General features: G+C 72.8%; 17 protein-coding genes and 1 pseudogene. 11 read left to right on the top strand and 7 right to left on the bottom strand.

Translation table 11 applies throughout. The annotated features are described in order from the left end of the window. Positions 1-117: 117 nt before the first annotated feature. From QFZ71_RS15375 to QFZ71_RS15360, 4 genes are all read left to right on the top strand, one after another. Positions 118-516, top strand: coding sequence for a molybdopterin-binding protein (locus QFZ71_RS15375; protein ID WP_307668792.1), 399 nt, complete (start codon positions 118-120; stop codon positions 514-516). A gap of 250 nt (positions 517-766) precedes the next feature. Continuing rightward, positions 767-1,573: a molybdate ABC transporter substrate-binding protein gene (modA, locus tag QFZ71_RS15370; protein ID WP_307668791.1), complete on the top strand. Its 807-nt coding sequence runs from the start codon at positions 767-769 to the stop codon at positions 1,571-1,573. 130 nt (positions 1,574-1,703) lie between these two features. Beyond that, positions 1,704-3,665, top strand: a complete 1,962-nt coding sequence (locus tag QFZ71_RS15365) for an ABC transporter permease (RefSeq protein ID WP_307668790.1) — start codon at positions 1,704-1,706, stop codon at positions 3,663-3,665. 88 nt (positions 3,666-3,753) lie between these two features. Next, positions 3,754-4,119 carry a PH domain-containing protein gene (locus QFZ71_RS15360; RefSeq protein WP_307668789.1) on the top strand — a complete coding sequence of 122 codons (366 nt, stop codon included), beginning with the start codon at positions 3,754-3,756 and terminating at the stop codon, positions 4,117-4,119. Positions 4,120-4,135: 16 nt separating this feature from the next. Here the strand turns inward: QFZ71_RS15360 and QFZ71_RS15355 are convergent, their stop codons facing one another. After that, positions 4,136-4,906 (bottom strand): peptidoglycan recognition protein, encoded by a 771-nt coding sequence (locus QFZ71_RS15355; protein WP_307668788.1) that lies wholly within the window; start codon positions 4,904-4,906, stop codon positions 4,136-4,138. A gap of 193 nt (positions 4,907-5,099) precedes the next feature. Between QFZ71_RS15355 and QFZ71_RS15350 the strand changes: the two genes are divergently transcribed. Both QFZ71_RS15350 and QFZ71_RS15345 read left to right on the top strand, forming a co-directional pair. Then, complete coding sequence (locus QFZ71_RS15350; RefSeq protein WP_307668787.1) at positions 5,100-6,710, top strand: APC family permease; 1,611 nt, start codon at positions 5,100-5,102, stop codon at positions 6,708-6,710. Position 6,711: 1 nt separating this feature from the next. Next, positions 6,712-7,152, top strand: a complete 441-nt coding sequence (locus tag QFZ71_RS15345) for a universal stress protein (protein ID WP_307668786.1) — start codon at positions 6,712-6,714, stop codon at positions 7,150-7,152. A 70-nt stretch (positions 7,153-7,222) separates the two neighbouring features. Here QFZ71_RS15345 and QFZ71_RS15340 read toward each other — a convergent pair whose 3' ends face one another. Beyond that, positions 7,223-8,743 carry an alpha/beta hydrolase gene (locus tag QFZ71_RS15340; RefSeq protein WP_307668785.1) on the bottom strand — a complete coding sequence of 507 codons (1,521 nt, stop codon included), beginning with the start codon at positions 8,741-8,743 and terminating at the stop codon, positions 7,223-7,225. A gap of 336 nt (positions 8,744-9,079) precedes the next feature. Here QFZ71_RS15340 and QFZ71_RS15335 point away from each other — a divergent pair, with 336 nt between their 5' ends. Then, a complete protein-coding gene (locus QFZ71_RS15335; protein WP_307668784.1) occupies positions 9,080-10,222 on the top strand; it encodes an acyltransferase family protein in 1,143 nt (380 codons plus the stop codon). Between the two features lie 55 nt (positions 10,223-10,277). On the opposite strand, the gene QFZ71_RS15330 is transcribed toward QFZ71_RS15335, so the two are convergent. The 5 genes from QFZ71_RS15330 to QFZ71_RS15310 form a co-directional block, all read right to left on the bottom strand. Continuing rightward, positions 10,278-10,481 carry a hypothetical protein gene (locus QFZ71_RS15330; protein WP_307668783.1) on the bottom strand — a complete coding sequence of 68 codons (204 nt, stop codon included), beginning with the start codon at positions 10,479-10,481 and terminating at the stop codon, positions 10,278-10,280. Between the two features lie 83 nt (positions 10,482-10,564). After that, a complete protein-coding gene (locus QFZ71_RS15325; protein ID WP_307668782.1) occupies positions 10,565-10,927 on the bottom strand; it encodes an SCO5918 family protein in 363 nt (120 codons plus the stop codon). Positions 10,928-11,024: 97 nt separating this feature from the next. After that, the gene (locus tag QFZ71_RS15320; protein WP_307668781.1) at positions 11,025-12,608 is read right to left on the bottom strand and encodes a DEAD/DEAH box helicase; all 1,584 of its coding nucleotides are present in this window, start codon (positions 12,606-12,608) and stop codon (positions 11,025-11,027) included. A gap of 244 nt (positions 12,609-12,852) precedes the next feature. Beyond that, complete coding sequence (locus QFZ71_RS15315) at positions 12,853-13,056, bottom strand: cold-shock protein (RefSeq protein WP_018522223.1); 204 nt, start codon at positions 13,054-13,056, stop codon at positions 12,853-12,855. Positions 13,057-13,405: 349 nt separating this feature from the next. Further along, positions 13,406-13,753 carry a MerR family transcriptional regulator gene (locus QFZ71_RS15310; protein ID WP_307668780.1) on the bottom strand — a complete coding sequence of 116 codons (348 nt, stop codon included), beginning with the start codon at positions 13,751-13,753 and terminating at the stop codon, positions 13,406-13,408. A 401-nt stretch (positions 13,754-14,154) separates the two neighbouring features. Between QFZ71_RS15310 and QFZ71_RS15305 the strand changes: the two are divergent. The 4 genes and pseudogenes from QFZ71_RS15305 to QFZ71_RS15290 all read left to right on the top strand — a co-directional run bounded on the left by QFZ71_RS15305 (position 14,155) and on the right by QFZ71_RS15290 (position 17,355). Continuing rightward, a pseudogene (locus QFZ71_RS15305) lies at positions 14,155-14,737 on the top strand (hypothetical protein). A gap of 10 nt (positions 14,738-14,747) precedes the next feature. Then, positions 14,748-15,335: a toxin gene (locus QFZ71_RS15300; RefSeq protein ID WP_307668779.1), complete on the top strand. Its 588-nt coding sequence runs from the start codon at positions 14,748-14,750 to the stop codon at positions 15,333-15,335. A gap of 62 nt (positions 15,336-15,397) precedes the next feature. After that, entirely contained in the window at positions 15,398-16,705 is a 1,308-nt protein-coding gene (locus QFZ71_RS15295) for an MAB_1171c family putative transporter (RefSeq protein WP_307668778.1), read from the top strand. After that, a complete protein-coding gene (locus QFZ71_RS15290; RefSeq protein ID WP_307668777.1) occupies positions 16,702-17,355 on the top strand; it encodes a hypothetical protein in 654 nt (217 codons plus the stop codon). The genes QFZ71_RS15295 and QFZ71_RS15290 overlap by 4 nt, the downstream gene beginning before the upstream one ends. The last annotated feature ends 62 nt before the right edge of the window (positions 17,356-17,417 follow it).

Below are 17,417 nucleotides of genomic sequence, written 5' to 3'. Positions count from 1 at the left end.
ATCACCGGCGCGGCCCGCTCGCATACCGCCGTACGTTTCTCCGACAGGGCCGCAGTTTCGTCGGAACATCGCCCAAAAGCTGGCAGATGCGAGCCTGATCGGTCTAGCGTGTCGCACATGCAGTCCTACACCATCGGTCAGGCAGCACGCCTCCTCGGGGTCAGCCCCGACACCGCCCGTCGTTGGGCGGACGCCGGCCGGGTTGCGACCCATCGCGACGAGTCCGGCCGTCGGCTGATCGACGGCCGTGCGCTGGCCGCCTTCTCGATCGAGGTCGGCCAGGGCACGGGCGGCGACGAGGAGGAGGACGTATACACCTCGGCCCGCAACGCGTTTCCGGGCATCGTCACCGCGGTGAAACTCGGGGACGTCGCGGCCCAGGTCGAGATCCAGGCCGGCCCGCACCGGCTCGTCTCGCTCCTGACCAGGGAGGCGGTGGAGGAACTGGGGCTGGAGGTGGGCATGCGGGCGACCGCGCGGGTGAAGTCGACCAACGTCCACATCGACCGCACCTGAGCCGCCCGCACAGAACCCGCCCGCACCGCACGGCACCACCGTTCACACCCCGGCCCCACCCGGCACAGCACCGTCCCGCACAGCCCGGCCCCACCCGGCACAGCACCGTCCCGCACAGCCCCGCACCACTCATCGCAGCACCGCACCACACGGCACCACCGCACAGCACCACCCTTCGCAGCCCCGCACGGCTGCCCCGCCGGACCGGCGCCCCGCCGGCCGCGCACGCGCCGAAGGAGCCCCGACCCCCATGTCCCTGCCGCCCGCCCGCCGCCGCGCGGCCGCCGCCGCCCTGACCACCGCCCTGATGCTCCCGCTCGCCGCCTGCGGCAGCGACGGATCCGGGGCCGAGGAAGAAGGGGGCGGCGGCTCCGGGGCCGCCTCCGGCGCCCGGAAGGCCGATCTGACCGTGCTGGCCGCCTCCTCCCTGACGGACGTCTTCACGGAGGCGGGGGCCGTGTACGAGAAGGAGAATCCGGGCACGGAGGTGACGTTCTCCTTCGCCGGCTCCCAGGAGCTGGCCGCCCAGGTCAAGCAGGGCGCGCCCGCCGACGCCCTGGTCACCGCCGACACCAGGACCATGGAGGGCCTCTCCGGCGACACCGGCGAGCCGACCGTCATCGCCAGGAACCGCCTCGTCATCGCCACCGGCGAGGGCAACCCGGAGAAGGTCGAGCGCCTCGACGACCTCGCCGACCCGAAGCTGAAGGTCGTCCTGGCCGCCCCCGAGGTACCGGTCGGCCGCTACAGCCGGCAGATCCTCGACGCCCGGAAGATCGACGTGAAGCCGGTCTCCCAGGAGCCCAACGTCCGCGCGGTCCTGTCCAAGGTGTCGCTCGGCGAGGCGGACGCCGGACTCGTCTACAGGACCGATGCCGCCGCCACCGGCAAGGTCGACGCGATCGAGATCCCCGATGCGCAGAACGCCATCGCCTCCTACCCGGCCGCCACACTGAAGACCTCGCAGCACGGCGAGGCCGCCGCCGCGTTCGTCGCCTGGCTCTCCACACCCGCCGCCCAGAAGATCCTCCGGGGCGCGGGCTTCCAGCAGCCGTGACGCGTCCCCGCCCGCCCCGGCGAAGCCCGCACCGCCGCACCCCGCCCACCCGGCGGAACCCGTACCGCCCCCGTCCCACGGGCCCCGCCGGGGCCGCCGTCACCTCCCCGCAGCCCCGACGAGGTCACCCATGAAACGACCGGCCGCCCGCCGCACGTCCGGTGCCCGCGCGCCCCTGCTGCTGACGGTGCCCGCCCTGCTGGCCGTGGCGTTCCTGATGCTGCCGCTCGCCGGCATCCTGGCCCGCACCTCGTGGGGCGAGCTGGGCGGCCACCTCACGGCCGAGGCCACCACCGAGGCGCTGCGGCTCTCGCTGCTGGTCTCCCTGTGGGCGCTCGGGCTCTCCCTGCTGCTCGGGGTGCCGCTGGCCTGGCTGCTGGCGCGGGTGCCGTTCCGCGGCAAGGCGTTCGTCCGCTCGCTGGTGCTGCTGCCGATGGTGCTGCCGCCGACGGTCGGCGGCGTCGCCCTGCTCCTGGCCTTCGGGCGGCGCGGGCTGCTCGGCCCCTGGCTGGAGGACGCCTTCGGCGTCACGCTGCCCTTCCACACCTCGGGGGCCGTGGTCGCGGCCACGTTCGTCGCCATGCCGTTCCTGGTCATCTCGCTGGAGGGCGCGCTCGGCGGACTGCGTCCCCGGTACGAGGAGACCGCCGCGTCCCTGGGGGCCTCGCCGGTCCGGGTCTTCCTCACCGTGACCCTGCCGATGGTCGCCCCCGGACTGATCGCCGGGGCCGCCCTGACCTGGGCGCGGGCGCTGGGTGAGTTCGGGGCGACCATCACCTTCGCCGGGAACCTCCCCGGCAGCACGCAGACCCTTCCGCTCCAGGTGTACCTGCTGCTCCAGGACTCCCCGGAGGCCGCCACCTCCGTGTCGCTGCTGCTCCTGGCCATGGCGATGATCGTCCTGATCGCGCTGCGGGGGCGCTGGGCGGCTGCCCCCGGCGGCCGACGGGACCCGGCGAGCCGGGCGGCGGCGACCCGGCCGGAGGAACCGGCGGGCACCACCCCGGACCCGCTCCCCGAACCGTCCGCCGTTGCCCTGGACAGGAGTCCGCCCGAACCCTGGCCGCTGCACGCCGAGGTCACGGGCTTCACCCACCTCACCCTGGACGCCGCCCCCGGCACCACCATCGCGGTGGTCGGCCCCAACGGCGCGGGCAAGACGACGCTCCTGCGGGCCCTCCTCGGCCTCACGCCCCGCGCGCACGCGGCCCTGCGCCTGGGCGACCGCGACGTCACCGCGCTCCCCCCGCACCGCCGGGGCGTGGCCTGGGTCCCCCAGGACGGGGCGCTCTTCCCGCACCTGAGCGCCCTGACCAACACGGCGTACGGGCTCCGCGCCCACGGCGTCCCCCGTGCCGAGGCCCGGCGCGAGGCCCAGGACTGGCTGGACCGGCTCGGCGTGGGCCACCTCGCCCGCCGCAGGCCCGACCGGCTCTCCGGCGGCCAGGCCCAACGCGTCGCCCTCGCCCGCGCGCTGGCCGCCCGCCCGCGCCTCCTGCTGCTGGACGAACCGCTCGCCGCCCTCGACCAGACCACCCGCGCCCACGTGCGGCACACCCTGCGCGGGCACCTCGCCCGGTTCGGCGGGGTCTGTCTGATCGTCACCCACGACCCGGTCGAGGCGGTCTCGCTGGCCGACCGGGTCCTGGTGCTGGAGGACGGCCGGGTCCTCCAGGACGAGCCGCCCGCCGAGGTCACCCGCCACCCGCGCTCCCCCTGGGTGGCCCGGATGCTGGGGCGCAACGCCTGGCCGGGCACCACCACCGACGACGGCCTGGCACCGGAGGGCGGCGGGCGGCTCGTGGTGGCCGAACCCCTCCCGGCGGGCGCGCCCGCCCTCGCGGTGATCGGCCCGGAAGCCGTCTCCGTACACCGGGAGCGGCCCACCGGCTCCCCGCGCAACGTCTGGCCCGGCACGGTCCGCGAGATCACCTCCGTCGGCAGCCGGCTGCGGCTGCTGATCACCTCGCCGGAGGCCCCGGACCTGGTCGCGGAGATCACCCCGGAGTCCGCCGCCGAACTCGGCCTCGCCGACGGAAGCGCCGTCTGGACCTGCGTGAAGGCGACCGAGGCGACGGTCGTCCGGCTCTAGGCCCGGCTCCGGCGCCGGGAACCACGCACCCCTGCCCGCACGTACTTCTGTACGTACACCTCCACGACACCACGAGAGACGGGGACCCATGTCGCTGTTCGGCAACGCCCACACCATCGACCCGGCCACCGCCCAGCAGGACTACGCGCGGCTGCTGGGGCAGGGCGAGCAGGTCCACGCCGCGTACCTGCTGGTCCGCGACAGCATCCTGTTCACGGACCGGCGGCTGATCCTCGTCGACAAGCAGGGCATCACCGGCAAGAAGGTGGAGTACCGCTCCGTCCCGTACCGCAGCATCACGCAGTTCTCCGTGGAGACGGCCGGGACGTTCGACCTCGACGCCGAGCTGAACATCTGGGTCTCGGGCCACGCGATGCCGATCCAGAAGACGTTCACCAAGGGCGTCGACATCTACGAGGTCCAGGCGATCCTGGCGCAGTTCGTCTCCCGGTAGCCCCGCTCCGCGAGGGTCAGAACGCCGGGCGCAGCCGGGCCGCCGCCGAGTGGCCGGGGACGGCGGCGCGCAGCTTCGCGGCGCGCTCGCGCAGTTCGGGCAGCCGGGCGTAGAGCGCGTCGCCGGGGCAGCGGGTCTCGAAGCTGTCGCGGTGGCCGGAGATGACGTGCAGCCGGGCCACCTGGCCCTCGTCGAAGCGGCTCTCGTCGTTCGTCGAGACCAGGTCGACCGTGCCCAAGGGGTCCGCGCCCGGCCGGAGTTTCCACGCGACGACCTTCACCAGCGCGTCCATCATCGGCTTCGGCACCTCGGCCCCCGGCCCGAAGTTCCCGATGGCCGCGACGCCGACCGTGTCGGCGTTGAACCCCTTCGTGTGCGCGCCCAGCACCGGGCGGCCGACCCCGCCCGCCCGGCCCTCGTAGATGGTGCCGCAGCGGTCGACGAGGAAGTTGTAGCCGATGTCGTCCCAGCCGTCCTGCCGGACGTGGTCGCGCTGCACCGCCCGGATCAGGTCGGGGGCGTCCGCGCAGTCGTAGTCGTTGGGGTTGCCGGTGTGGTGCACGAACACCGCCCGTGCCGCGCCCGTGTAGTGCGGTCCCTCCCGGACCAGCTTCTCGTCCGCGTGCCACTCCCGGCGGGTGACGAGGGCCGGTTGCGGGAGCCCGCGCGGCGGCCGGGGCCCGGTGGCCAGCTCCGACCCGGGCGTGCGGAACTCCGGACCGTCCCCGAGGACCAGGAGGGCCAGGGGCAGGACCAGGACGCCCAGGACGAGTCGGCGGGACCACATGGACTCCACCCTGCGGCCTGGCATCCGGCCGCGCAGAGGAGCGGGCCGTTCGGGTGACGCCCCTCCGGCGAGGGCGATGGCACCCCTCCAGCAGGGCCACCTTGTCCGGAATGCGGGTTTCGCAGGGTCTTCCTACGATGAGACCCGGATCATCGCCCGCTCCCGGCGGGGATGCCCGGCGGAGCGAGGACCCATGGCCCACGACGCCCACGACCCCGTGCGGGACGAACCCGATGTCGGCCTCAAGCCGAACGCGATCGGGTTCGTCGACGCCCTGGTGATCGGCCTCAACGCGACCTCCCCCGCGTACTCGCTGGCCGCCGTCATCGGCCCCATCGTCGCCCTGGTGGGGATCTACGCGCCGGGCGTCATGTTCGCCTCCTTCGTGCCGATGCTGCTGATCGCCTCCGCGTTCTACTACCTGAACAAGGTCGACCAGGACTGCGGTACGACGTTCTCCTGGGTGACGCGGGCGATGGGCCCCTGGGCGGGCTGGCTGGGCGGCTGGGCCATCACCATGACCGGCGTGCTGGTGGTGGGCTCGCTGGCCGACGTGGCGGTGAGCTTCACCCTGCTGGCGGTGGGCCTGGACGGCTGGGTCGAGAACGACGTCGTACGCCAGTCGCTCACCGTGCTGCTCATCATCGTGATGACCGCGGTGTGCGTCGTCGGCACCGAACTGTCGGCCAAGGTGCAGAACGCGCTGATCCTCCTCCAGATCGCGTTCCTGCTGGTCTTCGTCGTGGTGGCGCTCTACCGGGTGTACGCGGGCACGACCGGCTTCGACTCCGTCGAGCCGGCCGCCGGCTGGCTCGACCCGTTCGGCGCGGGCGGCGCCGCGCTGACCGGCGGGCTGCTGCTCGGGGTGTTCATCTACTGGGGCTGGGAGTCCGCGGTCAACCTCACCGAGGAGACGGAGGACTCGGCGAGCGCCCCCGGCAAGGCGGGCCTGTGGTCCACGGTGGTGCTCCTGGTGACCTACCTGTCGGTCGCCTTCGCGGTCGTGGCCTTCGCGGGTACGGCGTTCCTGGCCGAGAACGCGGGCGAGGAGGAGTTCGTCTTCGCCCAGCTCGCCGGGGACGTCCTGGGCGGCTGGGACTGGATCCTGCTGCTGGCGGTGGCCACCTCCGCGCTCGCCTCCACCCAGACCACGATCATCCCGGCGTCCCGGACCACCCTGTCGATGGCCCGCCGTCAGGCGCTGCCGCAGCACTTCGGGCACATCAGCCCCCGGTTCCGTACGCCGGACGTCAGTACGTGGTGGGTCGCCGGCGTCGCCATCGCCTGGTACGTGGTGGTCAACCAGATCTCCACGAACGCCCTCTTCGACTCGCTCACCGCGCTGTCCCTCCTGATCGCCTTCTACTACGCGCTCACCGGGGTGGCCTGCGCGGTCTACTACCGCCGCCACCTCACCGAGAGCGTGCGGAACTTCCTCCTCATCGGCCTCGGCCCGGTGGCCGGCGCCGGGCTGCTGACCTGGCTGCTGGTGCGTTCGATCATCGACATGTCCGATCCGGCCAACTCCTACAGCGGCACCTCCTGGTTCGGCCTCGGTCCGCCGCTCGTCATCGGCATCGTGATCTCCCTGGCCGGTGTGGTCCTGATGGTGGCGTGGCGGCTGCGGGACGCGGTGTTCTGGCAGGAGCGGCCGGGGGTGGCGGACCCCGACCTGGTACACGGGACGATCACGCGCTCCGGCGGCCCCGGTGCCGCCGCCTCCGGTCGGGGTGACTCCGCCGAGGACCCCACCGGTACAGGTGATTCCGGTACGGGTGATTCCGGTACGGGAAAGGGGAGTTGAGATGTCGGTCGTCCTCGGTTACGACGAGTCCCCCGGTGCCGCCCGCGCCCTGCGCATCGCCATCGAGGTGGCGGCGGCGTACGGGGAGGAGCTGGTGCTGGTCTACGGGGCCGCCGCCCCCGGGCTGCGGGACGGCGCCGAGTACCGCAGTCACTACGAGGCGATCCGCCAGGCCGGACGCGCCGGACTGGAGCACGCGCTCACCGCCGCCGAGGAGGCGGGCGTCCCGGCCTCGGTGGAGGTGCTGGACGAGAAGCCGGCCCAGGCACTGCTGGACGCCGCCGAACGCCACGGGGCTCGGGTCATCGTGGTCGGCACCTGGGGCGAGAGCCCGATGCGCGGTGCCCTGCTGGGCTCGACCCCGCACAAACTGCTGCACATGTCGACGGTCCCGGTGCTGTGCGTCCCGACGGAGGACGACGGGGGTCCGGAGCAGCCGTAGCCCACCGTCGACGCCGCTTCCCCCGTCCCGATCACCTTCTCGTTCAGGCCGCCACCCCTGACGGGCCGGGTCAGTTCGGGCAGTGGGCGTCCCGGACCGGGCGCCTGCCGGTGACGAGGAAGTCGCTGACGGCCCGGTCGCCGCAGGCGTTGCCGTTGCCCAGATACATCCCGTGCCCGCCCCGCTCGACGGTGACCATCCGGGCCCGCCCTCCGAGCGCCTCCCGCATCTTCAGGGCCCCGGCGTACGGGGTGGCCGGGTCGCGCAGGCTCTGGATCATCAGCACGTTCGAAGGGCCGTCGTCGGTGATCCGGGTCGCCTCGGGCTCCTCGTCGTACGTCCAGAAGGCGCACGGCGCTATGTTCACGGGCATCCCGGCCGTCAGCGGATACCGCGCCCGGTCGGCGGCGACCCGGCGGGCGTAACCGGAGTCCGGGCCCGGCCAGCGCACATCGTTGCAGACGACCGCCATCGTCAGCGTCGCGTCCTCGTCCGGCAGCGCGCCCGCCTGCTCCGGCGGCAGCGCCGGGCGGCCCGCCGGCTCCTGCGCGGACCGGATCAGCCGGGCCAGCGACGGGAACGCCCGGTCGCTCTGCAGGGTGCCCTGGAGGGCCTGCCTCAGCCGGTCCCCGGTGAGCGGGACGCCGGGAATCTCCGATTCCTTCGGGTCGCGGTCCAGCGCACGGGCCAGTGCGAGGAACAGCGGCTTCACGTCCTCGGCGCGCCGGGCCAGCCGGAGCCCTTCCGCGTCCCGTGCGGGGTCAGCCGCCCAGGCCGCGAAGTCGGGGAAGCGGAGGGCGACCGCCGGGGCCGTGTTCGCCAGCCAGCCGTACCCCACCCGTGCCGGGTCGGGGTCGCCGACACTGTCCAGGACCAGCCGGTCGACGCGGCGTGGATACTCCTGCGCGTACACCGCGCCGGCGTAGCTGCCGTACGAGTGCCCCCAGACGGACAGCTTCCGCTCGCCCAGCGCGGCGCGGAGCCGGTCGATGTCGCGGACCTGGTTGCGCGTGCTGAAGGACCGCACCACCGGGCCGCCGTCGCGGGCGCACGCCCCGGCGGTGCGGCGCGCGCGCTCGGTGTTCCGCGTGATCGAGCCGTCCGGCGCGGGGTAGGACCGCAGCGTCACCAGGTGCCGGTCCGCCTCGGGGATCCCGCAGCCGGCCCGGATGGAGCCGCCGACCCCGCGCGGGTCGAGGCTGACCAGGTCGTACGCACCCTCGGTCGCGGTCCGCAGCGCCTCGCCCTTCTGCGCGAGGCGCTGGACCCCGGAGCCGCCGGGGCCGCCGGCGAGGGCCAGCAGGGTGCCGCGCCGGGCCTCGGGCCGGTCGGTGCGCAGCCGGCTGACCGCCACGTCGACGGTGCGCCCGCCGGGGACTCGGTGGTCCAGGGGGACGCGGAGCGTGGCGCACTGCTGCCCTGCGGGGGCGGTCACGCCCGGAAGGGGAGCGCAGGGACCCCAGTCGAGCGGGGCCGCCGCGGACCCCGCCGGGCGGCTGTGCGCGACGGGCGCACCGACGGCGGCCAGGGTGCCGGCCGCGGCGGCTGCGGAGACAGTGAGGAGTAAGGCCTTGCGGGTCCAGGTCGTCATGGTCCAAGCCTGGTCGAGCGCTGACGCGCTGCCCATGAGGGAGCCCGGTGAATCCGACCGGGGGCGGCCCACCGGGCCCCCCTCCGGCAAACCCCCCACCGCACCTCGGGCAGGCCCCCGCACCACCGGGACACGCCCCGCCCTGCCCCCCGCACCACCGGAACACGCCCCGCGCAGCTTCCGCGACACCGGGCCGCACCTCGGGCAGACCCCGCGGCACCCTGCCGCACCTCGCGCACAGCCCGCGCCATCGGCACGCACCGCCCGGAGGAGCAGATTGACGTGATGCATGACACAGCAGGCGGAGGGAACGCTTCCACGTTCTAGGGTGTCAGGATGTCTTCCCCCCTCGCCTCCGAGCAGCCGCGTCCCACCGCCGCCGGTCCCACGGAGACCGACAGCCCTCCGGCCGGGAAGCCCCCGGCCACGGGACCGTCCGCCGGGAGCCCGCCGGCCGTGAAGCCCCCGAGCGGCGGCCGGGACCACTTCTTCGACAACGCGAAGTACCTGGCGATCGTGCTGGTGGCGATAGGACACGCCTGGGAGCCGCTGCCGTCCGGGCGTCTCGTGGAGGCCGCGTACACCTTCATCTACACGTTCCACATGCCGGTGTTCATCCTCATCGCCGGCTACTTCTCCCGGAACTTCGAACTGACGCCGAACCGGGTGTGGAAGCTGGTCACCAGCCTGCTGGTCCCCTACGTCCTGTTCGAGGCGCTCTACTCGCTCTTCGAACGGGTCGCGGACAAGCCGGACTTCGCCCTGTCCATGCTGGCGCCCTACTGGCTGTTGTGGTTCCTGCCCGCCCTGTTCTTCTGGCGGCTGTCCACGCCGCTGTGGCAGGCGGTGCGGTTCCCCGTGCTGCTCTCGCTGGCCGTCGCCGCGCTGGCGACGGTGTCACCGGCCGCCGACGGGGCCCTCCAGATCCAGCGCGTGCTCCAGTTCCTGCCGTTCTACGTGCTCGGCATGCGGCTGCGCCCGGAGCACTTCGCGTTCCTCCGCTCCACCCGGGTGCGGATCGTCTCGGTACCGGTCTTCGTGTTCGGGATGCTGCTGGCGTACTGGCTGGTGCCCCGGATCTCGACCTCGCTGTTCTTCCGCAAGAACAGCGCCCTGGAGATGGGCATCGCCGAGTGGGCGGGTCCGGTGACCACGCTCCTGCTGTTCGTGGCCGCGATCGCGCTGGGCGCGTGCTTCCTGGCCTGGGTGCCCCGGGGCCCCAGCTGGATGACGGCGCTCGGCACCGGCACGCTGTACGGGTACCTGCTCCACGGCTTCGTCGTGCGGGGCCTGAAGTACGGCGGCTTCTACGACGACCCGTTCTTCGAGACCACCCTGGGCACAGTAGCCGTCACCCTGGGCGCGATCGTCGTCATGACCCTGCTGTGCACGCCCCCGGTCCGGGCTCTGCTGCGCCCGGTGCTGGAACCGCGTATGGCGTGGGCGCGGCAGAAGCCGCCCACCGCCACGGCTTCCTGAGGGACCGGACCGCGATCGCTCGGGGCCGCTCGGGACGTCGAGCGGCAGCGAGGGGTCAGTGGTCCACGACGACGGTCCGGCCGAGGACCGCGACGTGCTCCAGGACGTCCTCCAGCGGATCGTCGATCTGGCCCGTCGCGATCAGAGCCACCTGCGGGCCGTTGTGGGCGTCGGTGTGGGTCTCGTCGGCGTGTGCGGCGGTGCCGGGCAGCACGGAGGCCGCCACCGCCAGGCCCAGCACGGTCAGCATGCTCTTCATGATCGCGATCCTCGCACGCCCCGCACCGCCGACGGACGGCGTCACGGGGCGTACGAGCGGGTCTCAGGTCCCGTCGGCGGGTGTCAGACCCCGCCGGCTCCGGGGGCGGACACCGCTCCGGGAACCTCGTTCCTCGCCTCGTCCGGACTCCCCAGCAAGGCGGAGGCCGTCTCCAGCGGGGTGCGGGCGGGGGCCGGCGCCGGCGCGGCCGACTCGGCGGTACGGCAGGTGAAGCCGAGCTTGGACAGCGCCCGGACGACCTCGGCGGAGCTGAAGTCCCGGCGGTCCTGCCGGGTGATCACTTCACCCACCTGCTTGACGGGGTAGACCCGGCGGCTGATGACCACCGCGTCGCCCGTGACGGGTTCGGGCTTGATGCCCTTCATCGCTTCCGCCACTTCGCTCTTGAAGAGGTCGAAGGGGAAGCGGGCGATGACACAGCGCATGGTTCCTCAACAGGGGTCGAGTGCTCGGAGGACGCACGCACCGGGAGGCTCGCCGGGCGTACGGGGCGGCCGGCGGCGGACCGCCGGCCGCTCGGGGTCACGCGGCGCGGTTGGCCCGACGCTGCGCGGCGGCCGCACGGGCCTCGGGCGTCGGCACTCCGGGCCGGCGGCCGCGGGCCGGAGCTCCGCTGCCACCGCGCTTGGTGCCGCGGCCCATGAACGCGCCGCCACGGCTGCCGCGCTCCTTGGGCGGGGCGGTGACGACGACCGGGACGCCGGAGGGGGCCTGCGCACCGGTGATCCGGTTCAGCTCGGCCTCGCCGGAGCGGACCTGGGCGATCTGCGGGGTGATCCCGGCATCCGCCATCAGCCGGGTCATCTCGCGGCGCTGGTTGGGCAGCACCAGCGTGACGACACTGCCGGACTCCCCGGCACGGGCGGTACGGCCGCCGCGGTGCAGGTAGTCCTTGTGGTCGCTCGGCGGGTCCACGTTGACGACCAGGTCGAGGTTGTCGACGTGGATGCCGCGCGCCGCGACGTTCGTGGCGACGAGCACCGTGACGTGGCCGGTCTTGAACCGCTCCAGGGTGCGGGTGCGCTGCGGCTGGGACTTGCCGCCGTGCAGCGCCGCCGCCCGGACCCCGCTCTGCAGCAGGTGGTCGGTGAGCTTGTCCACCGCGTGCTTGGTGTCGAGGAACATGATCACGCGACCGTCGCGGGCCGCGATCTCCGTCGTGGTGGCGTACTTGTCGGCGCCCTGGACGTAGAGGACGTGGTGCTCCATCGTCGTGACCGCGCCGGCGGCGGGGTCGACGGAATGCACGACCGGGTCCTTGAGGTAGGAGCGCACCAGCAGGTCGACGTTACGGTCCAGGGTGGCCGAGAACAGCATCCGCTGCCCGTCGGGGTTCACCTGGTCGAGCAGCTCGGTGACCTGCGGCATGAAGCCCATGTCGGCCATCTGGTCGGCCTCGTCGAGGACGGTGATGGTGACCCGGTCCAGCCGGCAGTCGCCGCGCTCGATCAGGTCCTTGAGGCGGCCCGGCGTGGCGACGACGACCTCGGCGCCCCCGCGCAGCGCACTGGCCTGGCGGCCGATGGACATGCCGCCGACGACGGTGGCGATGCGCAGCTTCAGCGACCGGGCGTACGGGGTGAGCGCGTCGGTGACCTGCTGGGCCAGCTCACGGGTGGGGACGAGGACCAGGGCGAGCGGGCGCTTGGCGTCGGCGCGGCGGCCGGAGGTGCGGGCCAGCAGCGCGAGGCCGAAGGCGAGGGTCTTGCCCGAGCCGGTGCGGCCCCGGCCGAGGACGTCCCGGCCGGCCAGCGAGTTCGGCAGGGTGGCCGCCTGGATCGGGAAGGGCACGGTCATGCCCTCGGCGACCAGCGCCGCCTTCAGCGGTGCGGGCATCTCCAGCTCGCCGAAGGTCTCGGCGGCGGGGAGGGCCGGGGTGACGGTCACCGGCAGGGCGAACTCGCCCTTGGCGCCGGACGCGGAGCGGCGGCCGTAGCCACCGGACCGGCCCGAGCCGCCGGAGTGACCGGAGCCGCCGGAGCGCTTGGGGCCCCCGCCGAAGCCCGCGGCACGGCGCTCGCCGCCGCCACCGGAGTAACGGGGGCCGCCGCCGGAGCGGGTACGGGAGAACCGGTCGTTCGAGCGGGGGGTGCGTTCGCGGTTCATAGGGAACCTTTCCTCGATAGGGCACGTATCGAGGGATTCCTTTGGGGAAGCGGCCGTGAACGGCACCCAGAATCGCAAGAACGAGCCGATGAAATGACAAAAGAAAACGAAACCCGGCCGCCGGGAATCAACACACCGGACGCGGCTCCGTCGAGGGGCGCGCAGAGCGAGCCCCGGAAACGACAACGAGCCGGGGCCCGCACCCCAAGGTGCGGGCCCCAGCTGCGCAGTGCTACCTGAGTGATCAGGCGGGGGTGATGTTCTCGGCCTGCGGGCCCTTCTGGCCCTGCGTGACGTCGAAGTTCACCTTCTGGCCCTCCTGCAGCTCACGGAAGCCGCTGGAGGCGATGTTGCTGTAGTGAGCGAAGACGTCGGCGCCGCCGCCATCCTGCTCGATGAAGCCGAAGCCCTTTTCCGAGTTGAACCACTTCACGGTGCCAGTAGCCATGTCATATCTCCTTAGGGGCAGAGCCCGCGGGCCCACACTGTGCAGGCCCAACGTCGCCGCGATGATTACCCCGTCCGGAAAGAACACCGGAAAGACAAAAGTGCGCCTACCGACATCCGATCGGCAAGAGCACTTGAAGTTTTTTGGGAACCACAACTGCAACTGAGATCAACAGTAGCACGATGAAGCCGGAGCGGCATGTGTCCAATATCGCCGGCCGTGTCGGAACATAAAAGCCTCATCGCGCATTGCGTGAAATTCTATGCTGACGAATGCAGATATTTTCCGGGCCCGCGCGGGTGTTCTCCGGGCCGGCGTCGGGGCTCCGCGGCGCGCGGCACGGCGCACGTCAGCGCTCGGCGGGCCCTGCGGAGCGGGCGGACCGGCCGCGCAGTTCCTCGTTGAGGCGCAGCGCCTCCTCCAGCTGGTCCTCCAGGATGACGATGCGGCAGGCCGCGTCGATGGGCGTGCCGGAGTCGACCAGCTCACGGGCGCGGGCGGCGATACGCAACTGGTAGCGGGAGTAACGGCGATGGCCGCCCTCGGACCGCAGCGGGGTGATCAGGCGGGCTTCGCCGATCGCCCGGAGGAACCCCGGCGTCGCGCCGATCATCTCGGCGGCTCGCCCCATCGTGTAAGCGGGGTAATCGTCGTCGTCGAGCCGGTCGGTGGCCTGCGAGGGGGTCTCCGGGGGCATCTGCACCTCTTCTGTCACGCGCGGCCGGAGGGGCCGGGCGCCGTACGCCTGCGGGGTGCGCCTCGGCTGCGTACCGCTGTGTCACGTGACTGCACAAGAAACCCTAAGCCCCTGCCGAGGACATGTCTATCGCGGCCGGAACAGTTTCGGACGGCTGCCACGGGCTCGGCGGACGCACCCCCGCGACCTTCCCGCGTTTCACTGACCGACTGGTCAGTTGTCGTCGGGAGGACCGCGGGGCCATAATGCACGCGTAGCCCTTCACGCATCCCCCGTCGTGAAGGGCTACACCCCTGTCCGGACCCGGCTCCGGGCAGCAGGGTGCGGGGCTTTCACGGGCAAGGGACTCCCCTCGTGGCCCCCTGCCCATGTTTTTTCGAGTTAACAGTGACGTAGAGTGTTTGCGCAAGCTCAGTTCCGACTCCGAGGGGAATCGTGGAGGCCCGGATGGCCAAGGACGACGGCGACGATCGCGGTCCGGAACCCGTCGTGCCGCCCGCTCCGGACGAGCTGCCCCGCCTCGACTCCCTGCGGGAAAAGGTCGAGTACATGGTCGAGAAGACCTTCCCCGGCCAGAAGATCTCGGGCCGGGTCTTCGCCGAGCTGGTCCGCGACCGCGGCGGCTCGCTGTCGCACAGCTACTTCTCCAACATCCTGGCCGGCAAGGTCACCCAGCCGTCCGAGGACATCCTCAAGGCCCTCGGCCTGGGGTTCGGCGTGGACTGGCGCTTCTTCAAGGAGGAGTCCGAGGTCGTCGACGACGTCGTCGCCGGGCTCCAGTTCCTGGCCAAGCGGCGCACCGGCGAGATCAGCGGCCTGGCCGGCCGGGGGCTGAACGACGACGGGCTCCCGCCGGAGCTCCTCCGGTTCGCCCTGTCCCTGCTGGAGGACGCCGCACGTGAGAAGAGCGGCCCGGCGGGCCGGAGCACGGACGACGGTGAAGATTCCGCCGGGAACCGCCGTCCGGCGGGCCCCGCGGCGTAGCGTCTTCGTCATGTCCCTGCGGAAACTGCGGAAAGAGTGCGAGGCCGGGCTCGCCGACCTGCCCCTCCCGGTTCCCTTCACCCTGGACGGACTCGTCGCAAACATGGAGGCGGCGAGCGGGCGCACGATCCGGCTGCACGAGATGCCGGACCGTCTCGCCCGCGTCAACGCCGCCTGCGGACTGCGGCTGAAGGCCGGCGACACCAGCCTCGTCCTCTACCGCCGCAGGCCGACCGCGTACCAGACCCAGCACGTCGTCCTGCACGAGCTGTGCCACGAATGGTTCGACCACGGGACGACTCTGGACGCGGAGCGACTGCGCACGCTCCTGCCGGTCTTCGACACCTCGCTGATCGCCCGGATGATCTCCCCGGACGCCGCGGCGTCCTTCGCCACCGGCGGCGGCACGGTCCAGGCCCGTGCGCAGTACGACACCCACGACGAACGTATGGCCGAATTCGGTGCCTCGCTGATCCCCCGGATGGCGCGGGACCTCACCACCGATGACATGGTGGGGCGGCTGGACGACTCCCTGTCCCGCCCGGTGGCCCACCGTCGGCGCGCTCTCTTCCCGAGCAGGTGGACCGGCCGCGGCTGACACGTGCCACCGCCCTGCCCGCAGGCCCGACCCGTACCCCTACTCCGAGGACGAAGACCGCCGTGACCCCCCTCGATCTCGCCGGCTACCTGATAGCCGGCCTGATGACGGCCGTTGCCCTGTGGCGTATGCCCGCCGCCCTGTGGGGTGACGAGGAGGACCGCCGTCGCCGGGCCCTGTGGGGCTGCTACGCCGGATTCGCCGTCGCGCTGTGGACGAAGACCGAGGCGGTGCGCACCGGCCTGAACGACAGCGCCGTCACCGACCTCGCCGTCCTCATCAAGCACTACACCGCCACGGTGGCAATTCTGGCCATCCTCAGCTACATCGTGGCCATCTACGGCGGCTACCCCGAAGAAGGCGTGGTCCCCCGCCACGTACGGTTCGCGCGGCTCGTCCAGAAGCTGGCGGCCAAGGCGTCCGCCGCCACGCTGATCCTGCTGACCGTTCTCTTCTTCACCGTCGTCGACCGCTCCCGGCCCTCGGACCGCTTCGTCTCCGACCACGCCGGGGAATGGGGCGCCACGCTCTACATGAGCGTCTTCTACCTCTACCTCGGGGCCGCGTCCGCCGTCTGCGCCTTCCAGTGGGCGCTGGCCACCCTCGACGCCCGGAGGCGCCATCTGCGCATCGGGCTCGGGATGATGACCTTCGCCATGTTCATCGGTGTCGGCTACACCGTCAGTCGCACCCTCTTCCTGTGGATCAGCGTGGTGGACGAGCCGAGCGAGGCGTTCGCCCTGCGCTTCGACCGGGTCACCGAGGCCGCGCAGTTGGTGCTGTTCGCCTTCTTCGCCCTCGGCGCGTCCGTCCCCGCGTTCGCGGCCGGGGCGCGCCGGGCCCGGCTGTGGCGGGCCCAGGTCAAACTGCACGCGCTCTGGCACGAGTTGATGACCGTCTTCCCGGACCAGCCGTTCGACCCGCCCGCCTCGCTGGTCCGCGAGCTCACCCGTTTCAACGTCCCGGCCGACCTGCGGGTGGACCGCTGGGCCGCCGACATCGCGGACGCCGCCGAGAAACTGCGCCACTACGTCCCCGACGGGCTGCTCGACGCCGCCGTCACGGCCGCCGCCCGCGACACGGACGACCCGCGCCGGGCCGAAGCGCTCACCGACGCCTACTGGCTCCGGTCCGCCGTGCTCGCGAAGGTGTCCGGCGCGCCCGCCGGAGGAGCCGCGCCGGTCGCCGTCCACCACGCGGCGGACCAGGACGGGGAGGTGGCCCGGCTGGTACGGGTCGCCGCCGCGTACCGGACGGTCGGCGAGGAACGCGCCCGCGCGGTGCTCGCCGCCGCCACGGCAGCGGCGTCAGCCACGGCGGACACGGCGGCCTCGGCCGAGACCACCCGCACGACGGAGACGAGCGCATGACGGGCACCACCCACGACCTGACCGGCACCTCCCCGGACACCGCCCCCGCCCCCGGTGCCGGTGCCGGTGCGCCGGAGAGCACCACCCCGTCCGTGGCGCGCACCGTCACCGACGTCCTCCAGCCGCGCAACGTCCTGCTGGCGGGCATGCTCGGCATCGGCCTCGCCGCGGCGGGCGACTGGACCGGGCTGCTCTGGGGTCTCCTCGGGGCCCTCTGCGCGGGGCTGATCCCGGCGGGGTACATCGAGTGGGAACGGGGGCGTGGCACCTGGGGCGACCGCCATGTGGTGGACCGGACGAAGCGGGCGCCGATCTTCTTCGTGATCCTCGGCTCGATCGGCGGCGGCTCGGTGGTGATGGTGGTCGGGAACGCGCCCACCGGCATCCTCGCCGCGATGCTCGCGCTGTGGGCGATGACGATCGGCCTGCTGGCCGTCAACACGGTGTGGAAGATCTCGGTCGACGCGTCGGTGGCCTCGGCGGCGGTCGCCCTCCTCGCCGTCGTCCACTCCCCCTGGTGGCTCGCCGCGTACACGCTGACGGTGGCGGCCTGCTGGTCGCGGGTCGCCCTCGGCTATCACACCGTCGCCCAGACCGTGGCGGGCGCGGGTCTGGGGGCGGCGACCACGGTGGCGTACGTGTTCGTCTGAGCACATACGCCACCAGGCCTCCGACCGGTGCGGAACCGGCCGGAGGCCCGGTGCGGAGACGG

Source organism: Streptomyces sp. V2I9, from assembly GCF_030817475.1.
GTDB lineage: Bacteria > Actinomycetota > Actinomycetes > Streptomycetales > Streptomycetaceae > Streptomyces.
This window is presented reverse-complemented; position numbering and strand designations above follow the sequence as displayed.

Coding starts and splice junctions, on each gene's coding strand:
- QFZ71_RS15375 (WP_307668792.1), top strand. CDS start 118: ATGCAGTCCTACACCATCGGTCAGGCAGCACGCCTCCTCGGGGTCAGC.
- QFZ71_RS15340 (WP_307668785.1), bottom strand. CDS start 8,743: ATGACGACCTGGACCCGCAAGGCCTTACTCCTCACTGTCTCCGCAGCC.
- QFZ71_RS15330 (WP_307668783.1), bottom strand. CDS start 10,481: ATGAAGAGCATGCTGACCGTGCTGGGCCTGGCGGTGGCGGCCTCCGTG.
- QFZ71_RS15310 (WP_307668780.1), bottom strand. CDS start 13,753: ATGCCCCCGGAGACCCCCTCGCAGGCCACCGACCGGCTCGACGACGAC.
- QFZ71_RS15325 (WP_307668782.1), bottom strand. CDS start 10,927: ATGCGCTGTGTCATCGCCCGCTTCCCCTTCGACCTCTTCAAGAGCGAA.
- modA (WP_307668791.1), top strand. CDS start 767: ATGTCCCTGCCGCCCGCCCGCCGCCGCGCGGCCGCCGCCGCCCTGACC.
- QFZ71_RS15300 (WP_307668779.1), top strand. CDS start 14,748: ATGTCCCTGCGGAAACTGCGGAAAGAGTGCGAGGCCGGGCTCGCCGAC.
- QFZ71_RS15355 (WP_307668788.1), bottom strand. CDS start 4,906: ATGTGGTCCCGCCGACTCGTCCTGGGCGTCCTGGTCCTGCCCCTGGCC.
- QFZ71_RS15290 (WP_307668777.1), top strand. CDS start 16,702: ATGACGGGCACCACCCACGACCTGACCGGCACCTCCCCGGACACCGCC.
- QFZ71_RS15350 (WP_307668787.1), top strand. CDS start 5,100: ATGGCCCACGACGCCCACGACCCCGTGCGGGACGAACCCGATGTCGGC.
- QFZ71_RS15335 (WP_307668784.1), top strand. CDS start 9,080: ATGTCTTCCCCCCTCGCCTCCGAGCAGCCGCGTCCCACCGCCGCCGGT.
- QFZ71_RS15365 (WP_307668790.1), top strand. CDS start 1,704: ATGAAACGACCGGCCGCCCGCCGCACGTCCGGTGCCCGCGCGCCCCTG.
- QFZ71_RS15360 (WP_307668789.1), top strand. CDS start 3,754: ATGTCGCTGTTCGGCAACGCCCACACCATCGACCCGGCCACCGCCCAG.
- QFZ71_RS15315 (WP_018522223.1), bottom strand. CDS start 13,056: ATGGCTACTGGCACCGTGAAGTGGTTCAACTCGGAAAAGGGCTTCGGC.
- QFZ71_RS15320 (WP_307668781.1), bottom strand. CDS start 12,608: ATGAACCGCGAACGCACCCCCCGCTCGAACGACCGGTTCTCCCGTACC.
- QFZ71_RS15345 (WP_307668786.1), top strand. CDS start 6,712: ATGTCGGTCGTCCTCGGTTACGACGAGTCCCCCGGTGCCGCCCGCGCC.